14 protein-coding genes are annotated in these 17,698 nt (G+C 36.5%); 9 read left to right on the forward strand and 5 right to left on the reverse strand.

Annotated features, from left to right (window positions below; all coding sequences use genetic code 11):
- The first annotated feature begins 168 nt into the window (after window positions 1–168).
- The 3 genes from I3259_RS10530 to I3259_RS10540 all read left to right on the forward strand — a co-directional run bounded on the left by I3259_RS10530 (window position 169) and on the right by I3259_RS10540 (window position 4,235).
- Window positions 169–660: a hypothetical protein gene (locus tag I3259_RS10530; RefSeq protein WP_238029574.1), complete on the forward strand. Its 492-nt coding sequence runs from the start codon at window positions 169–171 to the stop codon at window positions 658–660.
- A 297-nt stretch (window positions 661–957) separates the two neighbouring features.
- Window positions 958–1,872 carry a cation diffusion facilitator family transporter gene (locus tag I3259_RS10535; protein ID WP_238029575.1) on the forward strand — a complete coding sequence of 305 codons (915 nt, stop codon included), beginning with the start codon at window positions 958–960 and terminating at the stop codon, window positions 1,870–1,872.
- Between the two features lie 770 nt (window positions 1,873–2,642).
- Window positions 2,643–4,235: an EAL domain-containing protein gene (locus I3259_RS10540; protein WP_238029576.1), complete on the forward strand. Its 1,593-nt coding sequence runs from the start codon at window positions 2,643–2,645 to the stop codon at window positions 4,233–4,235.
- A 77-nt stretch (window positions 4,236–4,312) separates the two neighbouring features.
- On the opposite strand, the gene nagZ is transcribed toward I3259_RS10540, so the two are convergent.
- Complete coding sequence (gene nagZ, locus I3259_RS10545) at window positions 4,313–5,317, reverse strand: beta-N-acetylhexosaminidase (RefSeq protein ID WP_238029577.1); 1,005 nt, start codon at window positions 5,315–5,317, stop codon at window positions 4,313–4,315.
- Between the two features lie 287 nt (window positions 5,318–5,604).
- Between nagZ and I3259_RS10550 the strand changes: the two genes are divergently transcribed.
- Window positions 5,605–6,078 (forward strand): DUF1097 domain-containing protein, encoded by a 474-nt coding sequence (locus I3259_RS10550; RefSeq protein WP_238029578.1) that lies wholly within the window; start codon window positions 5,605–5,607, stop codon window positions 6,076–6,078.
- Window positions 6,079–6,229: 151 nt separating this feature from the next.
- Here the strand turns inward: I3259_RS10550 and I3259_RS10555 are convergent, their stop codons facing one another.
- Together I3259_RS10555 and I3259_RS10560 are read right to left on the reverse strand one after the other, a co-directional pair.
- Window positions 6,230–7,168, reverse strand: coding sequence for a siroheme synthase (locus I3259_RS10555; RefSeq protein WP_238029579.1), 939 nt, complete (start codon window positions 7,166–7,168; stop codon window positions 6,230–6,232).
- A gap of 147 nt (window positions 7,169–7,315) precedes the next feature.
- Window positions 7,316–8,449, reverse strand: a complete 1,134-nt coding sequence (locus tag I3259_RS10560) for a serine protease (RefSeq protein ID WP_238029580.1) — start codon at window positions 8,447–8,449, stop codon at window positions 7,316–7,318.
- Window positions 8,450–8,643: 194 nt separating this feature from the next.
- Here I3259_RS10560 and I3259_RS10565 point away from each other — a divergent pair, with 194 nt between their 5' ends.
- Complete coding sequence (locus I3259_RS10565) at window positions 8,644–9,480, forward strand: DUF5718 family protein (RefSeq protein ID WP_238029581.1); 837 nt, start codon at window positions 8,644–8,646, stop codon at window positions 9,478–9,480.
- A gap of 43 nt (window positions 9,481–9,523) precedes the next feature.
- Window positions 9,524–10,384 carry a rhodanese-like domain-containing protein gene (locus I3259_RS10570; protein WP_238029582.1) on the forward strand — a complete coding sequence of 287 codons (861 nt, stop codon included), beginning with the start codon at window positions 9,524–9,526 and terminating at the stop codon, window positions 10,382–10,384.
- 77 nt (window positions 10,385–10,461) lie between these two features.
- Here the strand turns inward: I3259_RS10570 and I3259_RS10575 are convergent, their stop codons facing one another.
- Entirely contained in the window at window positions 10,462–11,289 is an 828-nt protein-coding gene (locus tag I3259_RS10575; RefSeq protein ID WP_238029583.1) for a phosphate ABC transporter substrate-binding protein, read from the reverse strand.
- A 305-nt stretch (window positions 11,290–11,594) separates the two neighbouring features.
- Here I3259_RS10575 and I3259_RS10580 point away from each other — a divergent pair, with 305 nt between their 5' ends.
- Both I3259_RS10580 and viaA read left to right on the forward strand, forming a co-directional pair.
- Complete coding sequence (locus I3259_RS10580; protein ID WP_238029584.1) at window positions 11,595–13,253, forward strand: ATPase RavA domain-containing protein; 1,659 nt, start codon at window positions 11,595–11,597, stop codon at window positions 13,251–13,253.
- Between the two features lie 73 nt (window positions 13,254–13,326).
- Complete coding sequence (viaA, locus tag I3259_RS10585; protein WP_238029585.1) at window positions 13,327–14,784, forward strand: ATPase RavA stimulator ViaA; 1,458 nt, start codon at window positions 13,327–13,329, stop codon at window positions 14,782–14,784.
- 79 nt (window positions 14,785–14,863) lie between these two features.
- Here the strand turns inward: viaA and I3259_RS10590 are convergent, their stop codons facing one another.
- Window positions 14,864–16,084, reverse strand: coding sequence for a transporter substrate-binding domain-containing protein (locus I3259_RS10590; RefSeq protein WP_238029586.1), 1,221 nt, complete (start codon window positions 16,082–16,084; stop codon window positions 14,864–14,866).
- A gap of 204 nt (window positions 16,085–16,288) precedes the next feature.
- Here I3259_RS10590 and I3259_RS10595 point away from each other — a divergent pair, with 204 nt between their 5' ends.
- A complete protein-coding gene (locus I3259_RS10595) occupies window positions 16,289–17,677 on the forward strand; it encodes a nodulation protein NfeD (protein WP_238029587.1) in 1,389 nt (462 codons plus the stop codon).
- Window positions 17,678–17,698 lie beyond the last annotated feature (21 nt).

Below are 17,698 nucleotides of genomic sequence, written 5' to 3' on the forward strand. Positions count from 1 at the left end.
AACTCCGTTATTACTAATATTGTAGTTGCAATAACGGGGCGGACCATACATTTTTTTGTATTAAATATGGTGTATTTCCGTCTTATCTCTAAGATAATCCTTACAGGGAAAACATAATTCAATCTTTTGAGTAATAATTTAGACATGTAGTTTTAAAACGGACATGTCATGAAGCTAACCTCAATAATATTCATATCGCTAGTAATAACTGCTTGCTCAAGGATTGAAGTTGCTAATTCTTCAGATAAAGAAGGAGTGCAGTTTGTTGATAAACATTGCGGTAACCACCAATCCCAACGTGGTTCTCATTTTTTTAGCTCATTTCTAGATTCTCAATATCAAAAAATTACAGAGCTTAAAGGTTTTATTAGTGATCAAAATTACAAACAACTCCATATTGCTTTGTCACAATTTAACGAGCATTGGGAAATGCTCAACCAGAAAAGTTACGAAGCATGTGAAAAGCTAGCACGATGTGAATTTATAAAAGAGCAGTACATAGCATCATTTAATAAACAACAAAGAAACAGAATGAAACTTGATGTAGACAAGCAAAATATGTGTGATAAGAGTAGTTTTGAATTTGATTTGAGCCGAGTGAAAATGGTTTCTTTTTATAGTGATGTTGAACGCTTAGAGCTTGTCCGTGAAGATCAATAATCAATATATGTAACACACGAAGTTCTGTTTAACCTAATGTACACAGCGAAATTATATTCATATAAGTTAATAACTTATTGTACTTTTTTGTGTTTATATCTCTAAACTTACATTGGTTAGGCTATCTGTTTTTATGACTATTTAATACTGAACAAACATCAAAAATTCCCCTAAAAGTACTTTTAATGATATTGTCTTTGACACTATATTATTAAATGTAGAGATATTTTACATTGAAGTTTTATAGTCGTAACGGGTAGTTACGTTATCTATTATCATTAATACTAGGGGGATATTATGGCTACAAGCCGTAAAATTAGTAAAGAGAGAATGGCGCTGAAGATATCATTAGCAGGAACAATTTTTGTTGCTACGCTTGGCATTGGATACGGTCTGTATGTTGGTTCTAATGCTATTTTATTAGATGGTATGTTCTCTTTTTTAAGTATGGGGATGACAGGGCTTAGTCTTTATACCGCATATTTAGTTTCAAAACCTGATGATGAACAGTTTCAATTTGGTTATGCCCATTTTGAACCTCTTATCAACGTGGTAAATGGTTTATTAATTTTAGTAACATGTTTATTTGCCTTTGTGACTGGCATACAAACAATATTGCAAGGTGGTCACGACATTATTTTGGGAGATGCGATTGTCTATGCAGTTCTCTCAACCGTTAGTTGTTTTTCGATTTACTTCTTTGAAACCTCTATCGCACGTAGCGTTGACTCCGAACTAGTCCGAGTTGATTCACAAGAATGGTTAGTTGACGCAATACTAAGTGCTGCAATATTGGTAGGCTTTATCTTAGTCATTATATTTGATGCAATGGGGTATTCTAAGTGGAATGCCTATGTCGATCCCATTTTGGTTACAACGTTATCTATCGCAGCATCAGTATTACCGATAAAAGTATTGAGACGGAATTTAAAGGAAGTATTGCTCGTAGCACCACAAGACAGCGTTCAAGAGCATGTAGATCAAGTTATTGCAGAGCTTTCTGAAAAATATGACTTCGATGATTATACTCATCATTTTGCTAAAATTGGCCGTCAATATGATTTAGAAATTAACATCTTAGTCAAAGATGATAAAAGATGGACGACAAAGCAACAAGATAATATTCGTCAAATCATATGGGATAAATTAGAGGCTGATCTTGGTGAAACATGGCTTTCTGTTAGTTTTACAGGTCAAGAACGTTGGCTATAACATAGTGTAAACAAATATTTATGTTTAAAGTTAGGATAATTCACTATCAAGTAGGGGTTATCCTAATTAACATTTTGCAATAATACTTTTTCAAATCATTTATTTTGAATTTTACAAAATGATAACCTTTGAGGTGAAATAGTTACAAGATTCTTGTATCATTTCTTCGTTCTAAAAATTATCTTTGTTTAACTAAGCTTAAAAATAAGAGTTAATTTTTAGCCAATGTTGAAAATTATTTTTATCATAGGTGAATAATGGAAACCGCTTTAGTTATAGCATTCATTGTGGGTGCATTTTATATTATCCTTAAAGAAAAAAAATGTACTAAGAATATTGATTATAGCAAGGAAAGCTTATAGTTTTTATTTTAATCAATCCCATTTTATTAAAAGCGCTATGATTAGCGCTTTTTCTATTTCTAAAATTGCTCATTATGATGTGATATGAATCTAAATTTAATGAAATGGAGATTTTTTAAAAATCAAATTAAGCACAAGTAACTATCACCTAATTAATGTTAATTGGGATTGGGTATTCCAAAATGGAATGTAATTATTTTAAATGTAATTATGACGTTTGATTTTTATAAATTAGAATGTGATTTGTGGCTGAAATAAATATTTTATAGCATGTGATCTCTGATGTTATTTAATTTTCACAATAACTTGTCTAAAAGTGGTTTAGGTTTTAACTTTATTATGAGTGATTATTTTCATAGAGGTCTGCATGGATGGTAGATTTTAATAAAAACAATGATGGTTTATTCAATGTTTGATAAAGATAAATTAACCAATATTTTTAATGATATTTTATTGATGCGATTCTCAGGTCATATTGGTATTGGTTTAATGTTTTTTGTTATCTTAGTTGGCTTTGGTTTTACAACGCTTGCGCCATATTTTGCAACTAAGCAGTTATCAACAAAAATTCAAACAGATACTGATGAATTAGTTCAAACCTACATCCAAAACATAGATGATTATCAAGAGTTTATAACAAGTCTTAGCCGTAATTTTGATTTTACGTGTAGTGATAAAGAGCAGAAGCAATTAAGTCGTATTGCTTATAGTAACTACCTTATTCGTAAGATTTCTTTAACACCATCAGGAAAAAGTACTTGTTCGAGTTTTTATGAAAAACGACATGATGGTCATGTTGAATCTCACAAGATTAAAACTTACAGTAAAAACATGTCGTTGTGGTTATCTTCGGATATAGATAGTTTACAACGTATTTTTGAAGTTCGTTGGCAAGGTGATAAAGGGAGTTTAATACTGTCATTAGAGCCAATTGTTGAAGAAATTTTACGAAATAAATATTGTGAAGATTGTGTATTAACATCAGTATCAATAAATAATGATGTTGAACGTTTTGCTTGGCAAGATGAGAATAAGCTATATACGACAACACCTATTTATGAAGCTTTGATGCCTAATGGTTTAAAGTTGTCTAATTATATTAAATCAGAATTATTGGACAAAGAATCGCAAGCATTAAGAATGCCGTTATTTTTAGTTGGCGCTTTTATAGCTGGTTTTTTAATTTTGTTACGACGTTTATTTATTAGGCGACGTTTATCACTACATGCATTAGTGCAAAGAGGAATAGTTAAGCGCGAGTTTATACCTTATTATCAGCCCATAATTAATTTAAAGACGAAAGAGCTTTACGGATGTGAAGTGCTTGCAAGATGGAAGAAAAAAGGGGGAGGCTTAATATCACCGATGGAATTTATTCCTTATGTTGAGAAAAGTGGACAAATTATCCCTATTACTAATTTGCTGATAGAAAAAACAATTAAAGATTTGAGTACCATCAACTGGCAATTAACCGATAGAGTGATCAGCATCAATCTTGTTCCACAGCAATTAGAAAATTTACAATTAATGAATGATTCTTTAGCTTTATTTAGTAAATCAAAAATTTCTGTTAAGCAGGTTGCTTTTGAAATTACAGAGCGTAAGCAATTTGATGATTTGACGATTGCCTCTGAAGTTATTCAATATCTTAAATCTCAAGGTATTGATATTAAGTTAGATGATGCTGGTACAGGATATGGTGGCTTTAGTTATATTCAAGAATTGAACTTACGAAGTCTTAAAATAGATAAGATGTTTGTCGAAAACATTGGTACTACAGATATAAAACTGTCGCTATTAGACTCAATTATCGCGTTTGGTAAGCAGGCTGGAATGGAAATGATTGCTGAAGGTGTCGAGACTAAAGAGCAATCTGATTACCTTGTTGAACGTGATGTTTATCTTCAACAGGGATATTATTTTGGTATGCCAATGAATGCTGAAGAATTTTCTATCTATAACTCTGAGATTAAAAATAAGAATAAGCTTTTAGCTATTTAGCCAATAGAGCGATTTATGATTAGAGAAAAGCCGACATTATGTCGGCTTTCTTGTCTGTAATGATTAGAGAAACCGTGTTAAATATTTTTCTCTTTCCACTCTTGTGCAAGGCGAGAAACTGCATCTTGGCTTTCTTTCCACATACGGGTATTGATTAAATCTCTATATTCAGCAGTAGGTTTCTTCAATAATGTATCCAATATTGGCACTTGAGCTTGAGGTAAACCATCAAGGGCTTGTACAGCACCTTCACGGTTATTACATAACATCACCATGTCACAACCTGCTTCTTGTGAAGCAATGGCTCGTTCACTGTAACTGCCTAATACGTCAGCTCCTTTCATATTAAGATCATCAGAGAAGATCACGCCTTTAAAACCTAGCTCTTTACGTAATACCTGTTTTAACCAATATTCTGAACCACTTGCAGGTTTTTCGTCATAAGCATCAAATACAACGTGTGCAGGCATGATGCCTTGCAGCAGGTTATTTTCGATTAGGTGTTTAAATACGGTCATATCATGTTGCTTAATATTATCTCGTGAATCGTAAGGCGTTTCTAAGTGAGAGTCGGCAATCACACCACCATGACCTGGGAAGTGTTTACCGGTTGCAGCCATGCCAGCCTGCGCCATACCATTTATAAATTGGCTTGCATAACGGATAATGTCTTGTGGGGAATTTGAGAAAGCGCGATCACCTATCGCTTTACAGTCATAACCAAGATCAAGTACAGGTGCAAAACTGATATCAATATCCATCGCTAGTAGTTCAGCAGCCATTAGCCAGCCACCTTGTTTAGCAAGCTCTTCTCCATTTTTAGAAGCAGCAAAAGCACGAGCAGGTGGAAGTTGAGTAAATTCTTCGCGGAAACGTTGAACACGTCCACCTTCTTGATCAACACCAATGAGCAAAGGACGTTTAGCTGTTTTACGAATGTCTTTAACTAACGCACGGAGTTGCTTACGGTTGTCATAATTGCGGGCGAAAAAGATGATACCGCCTACTGTAGGATGTTGAATAATTTCACGTTCTTCTGCATCAAGTTCATAACTTGATACATCAAGCATTAAAGGTCCCATGACGGTGCTCCGACTAACAATATATTAGGCGATAAATTACCATAGTGAGTTTTATCCGCAATTTTTAATACGATTTTCGGCATGACTATGATGGAATTTGTTGAATGACTAACCATGGTTTAATCATTACTGATAGGTGGTACCCCTCAAACTAAAATGGTGATGCTTGTCGATTTTTGTTTGAAATGTAATGTAATTAGTTTTGTTAGCTGTGATCATTGTTGCTTAATTAGTATAAATCTTAGGTTAGACTTACGAACAATTCTGTCATTGTAAAAGAGTGAGTCATGTCGGTACTTATAGCAATCGCTTTAACAACAGGAATTTTATCTGGAATTTGGGGCTGGGTAGCAGTATCACTAGGCTTATTAAGTTGGGGGGGATTTCTTGGTTGCACGACATATTTTGCTCTTCAACGCGATGGTATAAAAGGCGTTGGCTTAAGTATAGCGACAAACCTAAGCGGTGTATTTTGGGCGATGGTGATCATAAAGCTATCATCAGTCGTTAATCTTGATATTATTGGTTACGTTGTCACGGCTTTGGTTGCTTTCATGATGTGCGCACAAGCTAAAAAATCATGGTTATCTTTTATCCCTGGTACATTTATTGGTTCATGCGCAACGTTTGCTGCAAATGGTAATTGGCAATTGGTTATTCCATCATTAGTTGTGGGCGTAGTATTTGGCTATTTAATGAAGAGCTCAGGCTTATGGTTACACGCTAAACTTGCAGAAAAAAAACGGTTCACGCTGAAATAGCTATCACGCAGGATTAAGTAAAGAACGTTAATTATTGTTTTATAATTAGCCTTAGTATAAAAATGCCGCTAGATTTATGCCTACAAGAAGCGATAAATCAGCGGCATTGCTATCTATAATAGCTAAATTCATATGGACAATTTGTTAAATATTAGCCATGACTAGGAACAAAAATACCATTACGATCCGCACACAGTTTCTTCAATGCTGGTCGGTGTTGGTCTTTAGGTGCTAATACACAAACTCGCATACCTTCACTAAGTAACTCTTCTATACGTGCAACGAGGTTTGTGAACTCGTAACTTTCACGATCAGCATCTCGACGACACAGGTCGACAAAAATATCATTTTTCTCTTGAGGATAGAGGACAAATTCTGATTGTTGCATCAAGCGTAATGCTTTCAGTGTTAATAACTCAGGATCGTTACCTGTCTCAATCAAATACAAGTTAGCACCTGTATCTTGGTACGATAATAGTAATGTACTAAAAGCCTGTTCTAACTCTTGTTCTGTTGTTGCCGTTTCAACAGCAGGTAAACGAAAAAACGCTTCCCAGAACTTTCTACGTTCATCAACAGTTTTATAGTGCTGTTTAATGCGTGTGCGTTGCTGACCTGAGTAACGAGCTAATAAGCTTAAGTTTTGTGGTAATTGTGTTTCGAAACGTTCACGTAAATAACGGACCAAAACAGGAGATGCGCCACCACTAGAAACCGCAACTTGCATTGGTGAGCGATCAATCATAGATGGCGTAATAAAATCACAATATGCAGGATCATCGACAACATTTGTCCATATCTTTAATGCATTTGCATCATGATAAACTTGGTGGTTGAGTTCACGAGAATCGGTTGTTGCCCAAACTTGGTCAAATTGTGTAAGAAGTGACTTTTCGTAAGGTGCTTTTATATACTCAAATTTACCATCATCGAGTAGTGATATAAGGTGAGGGTGAAGCTCTGGAGAGATAAGTGTTATATTGGCTTGCGCTTTAAGTAATAGATCTACTTTACGGCAGGCCACCTCACCACCACCGACGACTAATACTTTTTTATGGGTTAACTTAAGAAAAACAGGGAAAAAATCCATTTCGTATATCCGATAAAAAGCTCATTATTTTGAGCAGTACAACATGCTAATGTTTACTAAAAAATCAATCACTTCATAAAGACTTCTCGTTTAGTATCATGAAAAGATAATTAAGAGCAAGTTTAACATTGTAATCATTTCGCGATGTTAGTTACGTTGGTTTCGACGACTGTAAAGTATTAGAATAATAAGCATTAAGTTAGATAATGTAATGGCACCACCGCTTCCTGCTTGTTCCGCCGTTGCAGTGACTACAATTTTGGTATTGTCTCTATTATTTGAATCATCTTTTATAACGGCAAAAGGGTCGATATTCAGCGTGGGTTGTAATGAACTATCATTAAGTGAGAAATTTGAATTATCATAAGATTGTACTTGCAGTTCAATCCAATCACGATGGGTTGAAACCTGAGTATATTGCCCGGTAAGTTGATTATATTGATTTTCTGGATTGTCAGTTCTGCTTGAACATTTGGCACCATTACTGGTTAAACCGATCAATCGAATGCCTTTATCGCTATCTGATACTGCTTGTTGGTTTTGCCAAATAAGTGGGCCTCCAGAATCACCGCTACACACATCTTTAATTAAGCCATTAACGTTTGAATCTGCGCAAACAATATGTTCATAACCTATATTGAGGCCAACGCATTGGCTATCAGGGACACCTGCGAGACTAATAACTTGCAATGTCGTTGGGTATCCTTCAGTTAGCGCATCTCCCCAACCAGAAGCAATGGCTGTGACAGGAGAATCAACATTGGTCGCCCAAGAATTACTGAACGTAATATCAGCCATTATTTGTTCATTAGGAGTGACAAGTTTAATTGGTTGAGCAACAGCATACATTGAACGGTTAACGCGAAAGAGTGCTATATCATTGATAAAGTTTTCTTCATTGTAATGAGGGTGGGTGATTTTAGTAACGATTTTATAAAAATGTTTTTCATCAATGTTATTAAAATTACCATCTTGAATCATGCTTGTACCAACAATGGCAATATCACCAATGTCTGATGAATTGCAGTGTGCTGCTGTTAATAACCAATACTCACTTATTACAACAGCACCACAACTGACACTATCAAAATCTTTTTGTTTTAGTGCTGCTTGCCAAGGGATCAGTTGTGGATCATACAGGGTAGCATCGGTACCATTAATAGCTTTTGCAATTGCTGGTGTATTTATCGTTGTATTAGCTAACACAACGGATTGGTAACTGAATACCAAGAACACACTGACTAAGTAGGTGAGTTTTTTAACCCATAAATGTATTGTCATATGCAGCTCCGCCTTGAACTGTTGTTTATTAAAGCGTAGCTACAACGGTTCAAAAAATTACCACTAATGTGCCATACATCGCAAAAAAATGAATTTGTATCAATTTATATACACAGTATTGATAGGTGAATTCCAGAAAAGTTATGTTGATGAATTTAGAATACGCGGCATGTTTTTATTATCTGGATTGAATTATGTTTAAATCATGTATTGGTTTTGGTGTTGCAGGAAACTTTGCAGGGCATTTAGAACAAGCGGGTGAAGCAAGCGATTTTTTAAATGTCGAAGTAAAAGAAGAAGTTCAACCGAAAGGCATTTTTCCTTTTTATGTACCTTCTAATACAAATTCATTCCTAACCGTATACCCACTTTCATCTACGCGTATTACGCCATCAAACAACGCTGATAATTTACAAATTGAGCCTGAAGTTGCGCTTATTTGTGATATTGAATATCAACAAACAAGTAATGGTGAAATTAATGTTGTTGGTTTAACGCCACGTCAGTTTGCAGCGTATAACGATTGTTCTATTAGAAAGCCTGATGCGAATAAAATTAGTGAGAAAAAGAATTGGGGAGCAAACAGTAAAGGGATTTCAGAAACCTTAATTGATATCGACCATTTCCAAACTGGAGGGATATTAGATCGTTTCCGTATCGCAAGTTTTCATCGTTCTAATGATCAACTTCATTGTTATGGTGAAGATAGCCCAGTCGTTGGATATAGCTACTTTCACCAAAAGCTGCTTGATTGGGTAATTGAACGAATGAATCACCAGCAGGATGTAGGACCAACTGAAAATATTAATGCGCTGTTAAATCAAGCCGATCATCCTAAACAAGCCATTATTAGTATTGGAGCAACTCGTTATACGCCATACGGAGAAACACATTTCTTGCAATCAGGCGATTCCAGTATTGTGGTCGTTTATGATGGCATTTTATACAGTGAAGATGATGTACTTTGCATGGCTGAAAACAATGATTGGCAAAGTGATGGCCTATCTGTATTAGTACAAACTGTTGATTAAGTAGTAAAATAACGTTTGTTAATAGCATAACAAAGGATCCGTCATGACGACATCAGTACAACATCAAGACTTAGTTTCAGTGCAATGGTTACATCAAGCATTAGCGAATAATGCACAGGACAATCTTGTCGTATTAGATGCTACGTCTTTTATGCCTGGCGTTGATCGCTCTCCAGAGCAAGAGTTGATTGAACAACGTATTCCACGTGCACGCTTTTTTGATTTTAATAACAAGCTAGCGGCTTCAGATTCTGATTTACCACATATGTTACCGTCGGCTGAGCAGTTCTCATATGAAGTTAGTAAACTAGGTATTAGCAATGATACCCATGTCGTTATTTACGATAGTTTAGGCATGTTTTCTGCCCCACGCGGCTGGTGGATGTTTAAAACGATGGGACACAATAATGTTTCTGTTTTAGATGGTGGATTACCAGCATGGATAGAAGCAGGGTTTGAACTTGAGTCAGGTGAGCTAGAAAGTATTATCCCAATGCATTTTAACGCCCAGCTACAATCAGAATGGGTGATAGATGCTGAACACCTTAATGAGTTACTAACTGATAATAATGTTGCTGTAATTGATGCAAGACCACGTGCACGTTTTTTGGGCTCAGTGAAAGAGCCGCGTGAGGGCATTCGAAGTGGTCATATGCCAAACGCAAAAAATCTACCGTTTGGTGACTTACTCGATAATGGCCACTTTATTGCACTATCAGAGATAAAAGACAAGTTTGATGCGTTATCAGCACCAGAACAGCGTTTAATTTTTAGCTGTGGCTCAGGTGTTACAGCATGTATTCTAGCTTTAGCTGCAAATTTGATTGGTTGTAAAGTACTTACTGTTTATGACGGATCTTGGACTGAATGGGGTGCAACTGAGTGTTACCCCGTTGTTAAATAAAGACCGTTAAAAGAGAAATATAAAGGCGAGCAGTGTAATAGTTAATACTGCCGCCTTTTATATTGAATATTTAAACGTTAGGCTTTCTTATCAATAGCAACATAACCTTTATTTTTAATAATGCTTTGTGCTTGGTTAGAAAGGACAAATTTAATAAATTGTTGCGCATTATTGGCTAAGTCTTTTTGTTTAAACATCAACAAAAACGGGCGAGCAATTTTATATTCGCCAGATTCAATATTTGCAGCGGTCGGTAAAACATTATCGTACGATAGGGCTTTGACCGAATCATCAATAGATCCAAGAGATACATAACCTATTGCATGTTTATTTCGTGAAACTAAACTTTTCACCATGCCATTGGTACTAACCACCAGTACACGTGGACTGATATTAGAAACAGTAAAACCAGAAACTTGTTGGGTGAGCCCCATAAAGTGTTCAAATGAAAAGCGAGATCCTGATGCATTTTCACGGCTTACGACTGCCATGTCTAAATCTTTACCGTTAATTGATTTCCAGTTAGTAATTTTACCTTGGTAAATACCAATAAGTTGTTCGCGTGTTAGGTTTGTTACAGGGTTCTCTTTGTTAACCACGACTGCAATTCCATCATGCGCAATAGTAACAGCTTTATAATTACTATCTAACTCAGAAGGAGAAATGACACGTGAGCTCATGCCTATTTCAGCGGCACCTTGTTTAACAGCAGTTATCCCTGCGGTTGAACCGATGCCTTGAACTTCAATTGTGGTGTCTTTATGAGTTGACGAATAGGTATCTGCGAGCACATCCATTATATGGCTTACGGATGTTGAACCAACAACCGTCACTGTCTCTTTTGCTTGTACATTTAATGACAGACATACACCTAATGTCATTAAACTAATTACTGTTTTAAGCATTTATTACTCCATGAGCTTAGTTATTTCGTGCGTATGTTATTACGATACTGTGACAGGATTGTGAATATCATAACGAAAGGTTATGTATTGATGAGTTTAAAAAGTTAGAAATAGCTACTGTTAAACGTTAATGTTATGAGTATATATGGTTAATATTATTGTTAATATAAGATAAAATTTTGAATCAACATAGTAGAATGCTAAAGTCGATTAATAGATATAACATTAAGTGTAAGGACTTTACGTTTAATGATTGATGTAGGCGCTGTACAGCGTTAATAGGAAATACACACAAGGTTGGTTATATGCTTACAATGGCAACAACAGTAACATCACCAAATAAAGCTATTTTATCTGAACGGATTCAAAAATTGATTAAAGGGCTTTCTAATGGCGTTTATGAACGTGAGGAAGTGATTAAACTGTGTTTGCTTGCTGCATTAGCAGGAGAGAGTGTTTTTCTTTTAGGACCGCCAGGGATCGCGAAAAGTTTAATTGCAAAACGGTTAATTCAAGCTTTTGACGATAGCAAATTTTTTGATTACTTGATGACGCGTTTTTCAACACCTGAAGAGGTGTTTGGCCCTTTATCTATTCAAGAATTAAAAGATAACGGTAAATATGTCCGCTTAATTGATGGTTACTTACCTACAGCACAAGTGGTATTTCTTGATGAAATTTGGAAAGCAGGTCCAGCCATTCTAAATACGTTATTAACAGTTGTAAATGAACGAACGTTCAAAAATGGTCAGGATGTATTACCTGTACCAATGCGTTTATTGATCACAGCGTCGAATGAATTACCAGATGAGGATAGTGGCCTTGATGCGTTATATGACCGAATGCTTGTACGTGTGTTCGTTAATCGTATTCAAGAGAAAAAGAATTTCAAAGCCATGCTGATGGGCGAAGGGCCAACATTACAAGAAATTGATCCTAGCCTGACTATCAAAGATGAAGAATATATTCATTGGCAGCAACATATTGATGAGATCCAATTAAGTGAAGAAACGTTTGAACAAATCTTCAAACTTAAATCAATGGTTGAAGAGCATGTAAATCAAACCGATGTGATTGATAGCGACAGTGAGTTGTATATATCAGATCGACGCTGGAAAAAGTCTGTACGACTACTAAAAGCCAGTGCGTTTTTTAATGGTCGCAGTGAAATCAACCCGCTTGATTTATTATTGCTGCAAGATTGCCTATGGCATAGCCCAGAATCACGTAACGTTATCTGCAATATTGTTAATACATTCGCATCCGAGCATGCTTTTAATCAGACTCAATCAAGTTTAGATGCGAATGAAGCAGAAACCATCATCAATGCTATTAATGATGATGTTGCCGAGAAATTGTCTGTGCTTTTCACTAAAGAAAGCACCATGCGTAAAGAATGGTTTAAATATAACTTTGCGACAGCAGCCAGATTTAACGTTAATAATAATCCACGAATGATCAAATTGGTGATGCTACAACAAAACCCATCAGTTTCAGAACAAGATCCAGGTGATAGCCGCTGGGTATATGTAGATGGTGATGAGTTTGATAAGAAAATCCGTACGGGGAAATGTGATATTTATGGTTTTGTAAATAAGAACACGCATTTGTGTCGCTTACAATTTGAAATTGATGCGCAAAACCGCTTAACTATTAAAGATATTGCTAATCGTTCGGTATTAGTTGGCATTGCTGGAAATAAAGGCATAACGAATACAATGCAGCAAACATGGCAAGACGGGGTTGATAGTGCCATGGAGAAAATAGTTGATGCAGAGCATAACATTAAGAAGTCACGTACGAGTTTCCATGGTGCATTACCACATAACTTTATAAATGATGCTTTTCCTGCACTTATTGAACAAAGCTTGTGTGATGCTACTGATAAAGTTGCAGATCTCAAAGGGCTTGTTGAAAAGAGTGCATTCCGCATTACCCATCTTTCTGAGTATTTTGCGAAATAATGCTTGTTGTTAAGCTGTTTACCGTTGGGTGTGATGAATACCTAACGGTAGACGTGATAAAGGAGAATCGCATATGCCAGTCTCTGAAGGATTAAACTTCGCTTTGATGCTTGCTGAATCAGGCATTATAGATAGTGCTGTTCATGAAGTTATGGTACGTCCGCAGTTATTAATGGCGGCAGAATCTAGCCCTGGCGTTAAAACGGCGATGAAAAATCAAGTCATGAAATGGCGAGGACAAATGATTCGTCAAACCGCTAAGGGGACGGTGGTAGAACGGTTTCATGAAGAAATAGAGCTTTATCAACAAGTCTGCAAATGGGATCAAGATTATTTTATTAAGCATGCTGATGAAGTCGTAAAAAAACTGGAAGGGCAGTCTTCATTTTATTTCAGAGCAAAAAATCTTGTTGCTAAAGAGCACCAGAAACATAACCCAATGTTTCAACGTTTCTTTTGTGACAAATGGCACGAGTATATTGCTTATGCCTTAAAAGAAGCGCAAGAATCGGAAATTGAAGAAAATAAAGAAGATTTGCTGAAAGACTTGTATCAACGTATTGAAACGTTAAAGCAAGTAGAAGAGGTAACTGAAGCTGGCGATGAGAAAAAGGCTGGTCGTTTATGGGATATGGCGAAAGCGAAATTGACGCAGACTGATGTCGATGTCATGAAGAAAATTGCAAAGTTTTTAAAAAACAATAACGGCTTGCAAGATATCGCTGAAAAGTTAGGGCGTATGGCAAGTGAAGTCGATGACCCTAATAAAGAACGTGTAAAAGCGGAAGAATACAAGCTGGTGGAAGAAAAAAGTGACAATGTCACCGATGATGTTGTCGGGATCCATGAAAGTGACGATCTCGCCAAACTTTTACCTAATGAAGCAATGTTTTTAGCCTATCCTGAATTGGAAGTGGTGTTCTATAAACACTTAGCCGATAAACGCTTAATGAATTACCGTATGCAAGGAACACAGCGTAAATTGCGTAAGGTAAAAGCGTATAAGCGACAAACCAAGAAGGTGGATCAAGACAAAGGCCCATTTATTGTTTGTATTGATGCTTCAGGTTCTATGTCAGGTTTTCCAGAAAATTGCGCCAAAGCACTGGCTTATGGTTTGATGCAAATAGCACTTGCTGATGAACGTGATTGTTATGTCATTATGTTTTCAACCCAACAAATCACTTACGAGCTGACAAAGCAAGATGGGTTAAGCGAAGTGGTTAACTTTTTATCTTATTCGTTCCATGGCGGAACCGATCTTGGTCCTGTGTTAGATCAGTCGATTGATTTGATGAGCGACGGTAAATATAAAAATGCTGATCTCGTGGTGTTATCTGACTTTATTGCGCCCAGCCAGCCTGAGGCTATGTTGAGTCGAGTAGAAAAACTGAAAGCTCAGAAGAACCGTTTTCATGCCGTTAACCTGTCAAAATACGGCAATCCAGAACTTTTAGAGATGTTCGATCATTGTTGGTCTTACCATCCATCTAAATTGAGTCAACTAGGTAAATTATTCCGTATTCGTTAATAGTTACATTATTCGCGCTATAGCTTAATCCTGTAACGCTATAGTGTGAATAACTGTTTTATCCTTTGTATGTTCAGCACTATTTGATTTTAAAGTACTCAAGTAATGCATTACGCCATTCATTACTTTGCCTAAATTGTAACAACTCTCGGTTCACTGATTCTTCATAAGGGCTTTGTTCTATTAATGCTATACCATAGTTTTGTTTTTCAAATTGATAGGGCAATACACTCAATTTTTTGTACTTACCGTTTTGTTTAGCCTTTTTTATTAGATACTTAACGATCGCATCATCATCAACTACGGCATCAATATCTCCACGATCTAAAGCATCTAACATCTCTGGTACCGTATCGTATTGGTGATGAACAATACTGTGACGAGTTAAAAATTCCGATGACGTTGAAGCAGTTTTTGCACCGGTATTAACATTCGCTAAATCGTTAGGACTTTTTATGTCGTTATTGATTAACCCAATAGTAAATGTACTGGCTAAAACTGCGGTGATACTGGCAATAAACAGCGTAGTGAAAACAGCTAGTCCGACGGTGAGTACTCGTCCTGTTAATGTTTTAAATTCGTAGTAATTAAAAGGACCTTTGGTAATAAATAATAACCCTAGAATAAACCCTTCAATTAATTGCGCAGGTCTTGAGCGCATCGAGTAAAGCTTGTCATTAACACGGTGCTCTAATAAATAATATAGACCACCGATAATTGCCGCAGCCGTGACAAAAATAGCAATAATTGTTAGGAGATGTCTGTTAGTAATAATACTTTTAAATGTATCGAAATGACTGGCAGATTTAACAACAATTGCAAGGTGTGTTTCGTAGAAAGAGTGAGAAAAATCAATGATTTGTTCTCGCTCTGGTGTGATCGATAAACACGATAATCCAATGTCGATTTCTTTCGCTGCAACCGCTTGTAATAGCTCTTTCAATGGGTAATTTTTAAACCGATATGGAAGTTCCAATTTTTCTGCTATTTGTTGCCACAGTAAAATACTTAATCCCGTATATTCACCAAATTGATCCTGCATAACAAAAGGTGGGCAAATATAAGTGCCGATGACCAGTTCTTTGTTGCTTGATGCGGATGTTGTTAGTTCCTGCGATGTATCAACAACTCGATGGTTTGTCTTTGAGGTATCCGTTATTGCTGTCATTTGTGTATTTGCGATGGCGCTATGTGAATAACTTCCTGCAAAAATAATGATAAATAGAACGAGTAAAAGTAGGTGATGATATTTAGCAAGGCTTCGAGAACAGTAAATAACAAGAGTATTTGCTTGCGGCATTATTAACTATCCTTTTGTTGTTTTTATTCTTAAGTATAAATCCTTTCTCTTGCTTTGAGGGGCTGCCTTGTGACAGTCATAAGGCAAGGCTTCAATATTAAGAAAACTAATTCCTTTTGTTACACGTATAGTTAAACAACCAACTGTTTATTATATCAGTATCAATCATTAGAGCTTTTATTCATTTATTTGTGGGTGAAGCGTATGAAAACGTTTATTCAATACTTACTGCTAAGCCTTATTCTTTTCTGTTCACCTGTGTTAGCCCAAGATGTATGGGTGATTAATATAAAAGGAGGGATTGGACCTGCTACAAGTGATTACGTTACGCGTGAAATATCCGAAGCACAAAAAAATAACGCGGCAATGATCATCTTGCAAGTTGATACCCCCGGTGGTTTAGATTCTTCAATGCGGCAAATTATTCAGGCTATTACGGTTTCTCCAGTACCCGTTGCAACATGGGTTGGACCATCAGGATCTCGAGCTGCAAGTGCCGGCACTTATATTTTATTAGCAAGCCATATTGCATCTATGGCAAATGGTACAAATTTAGGTGCTGCAACACCGGTATCCATCGGTGGAGGAAACGCAGGTGAGTCGCCGTTTAATGGTGAAAAAAGTGAGGAGAAGTCACAAAGTAAGGATGAAGTAAAAAATAGTGAGGGATTAGAACAACCGTCCAAAGAACCTGACGCGATTAAAAGTGGTTCTGCTATGGAAAATAAAGTGATAAACGATGCCGCCGCTTATATTGAAAGTCTGGCAAAATTGCATGACCGCAATGCTAAATGGGCAGTAAAAGCGGTAACAGAATCAGCAAGCATTAGCGCAGAAACGGCATTGCAGAAGAACGTGATTGATTTTATTGCTCAAAATGTTGAAAAGGTTGTAGAAAAATCCAATGGCAGAATGGTGAAACTAAATGGTGTAGAAACCCCTATTGAGTTAAGTAATTTACGTTTTATTGAACGAGAGCAAGACTGGCGTTTTAAGTTGTTATCTGTTCTAACAAATCCAAATGTTGCGTATATTTTAATGCTGATCGGCATGTATGGGTTGTTACTGGAGTTTTATAATCCCGGAGTCGGATTACCTGGGGTGCTTGGTGGGATCTGTTTTGTTCTTGCGATGTATTCGCTTCAAATGTTACCGATTAGCTATGCAGGGTTAGCACTGATTATTTTAGGTGTCATGCTAATGGTTGCTGAAGCATTTAGTCCCAGTTTCGGTATATTGGGCTTAGGGGGCATAGTATCGTTTGCACTCGGTTCTGTTATGTTAATGGATACCGATCTTCCTGGTTATCAAATTGCAGTACCTCTGATCATTGGTTTTACCGCGGTATCTGCAGCCTTCTTCTTTATTATTCTTACCATGTTGGTTAAATCTCGTAAAAAGCCTGTAACTACTGGGGTCACTACATTGATTGGTCAGCAAGCGACCGTGACGTATGTGGACAATGAAGCGGGTAAATATCGAGTATTAGTTGAAGGTGAAATATGGCAAGCAACCAGCACTGGGGTTTTTCATAAAGGGGATACGGTAATTGTAACTGCAATTCGTGGGTTATGGCTTGAAATTGATCCCTAACTAATTGGCTACTAAAAGATA

Origin of the sequence: Photobacterium sp. Ph5 (assembly GCF_022129445.1) — a bacterium.
In the GTDB taxonomy this organism is placed as follows: Bacteria; Pseudomonadota; Gammaproteobacteria; order Enterobacterales; family Vibrionaceae; genus Photobacterium.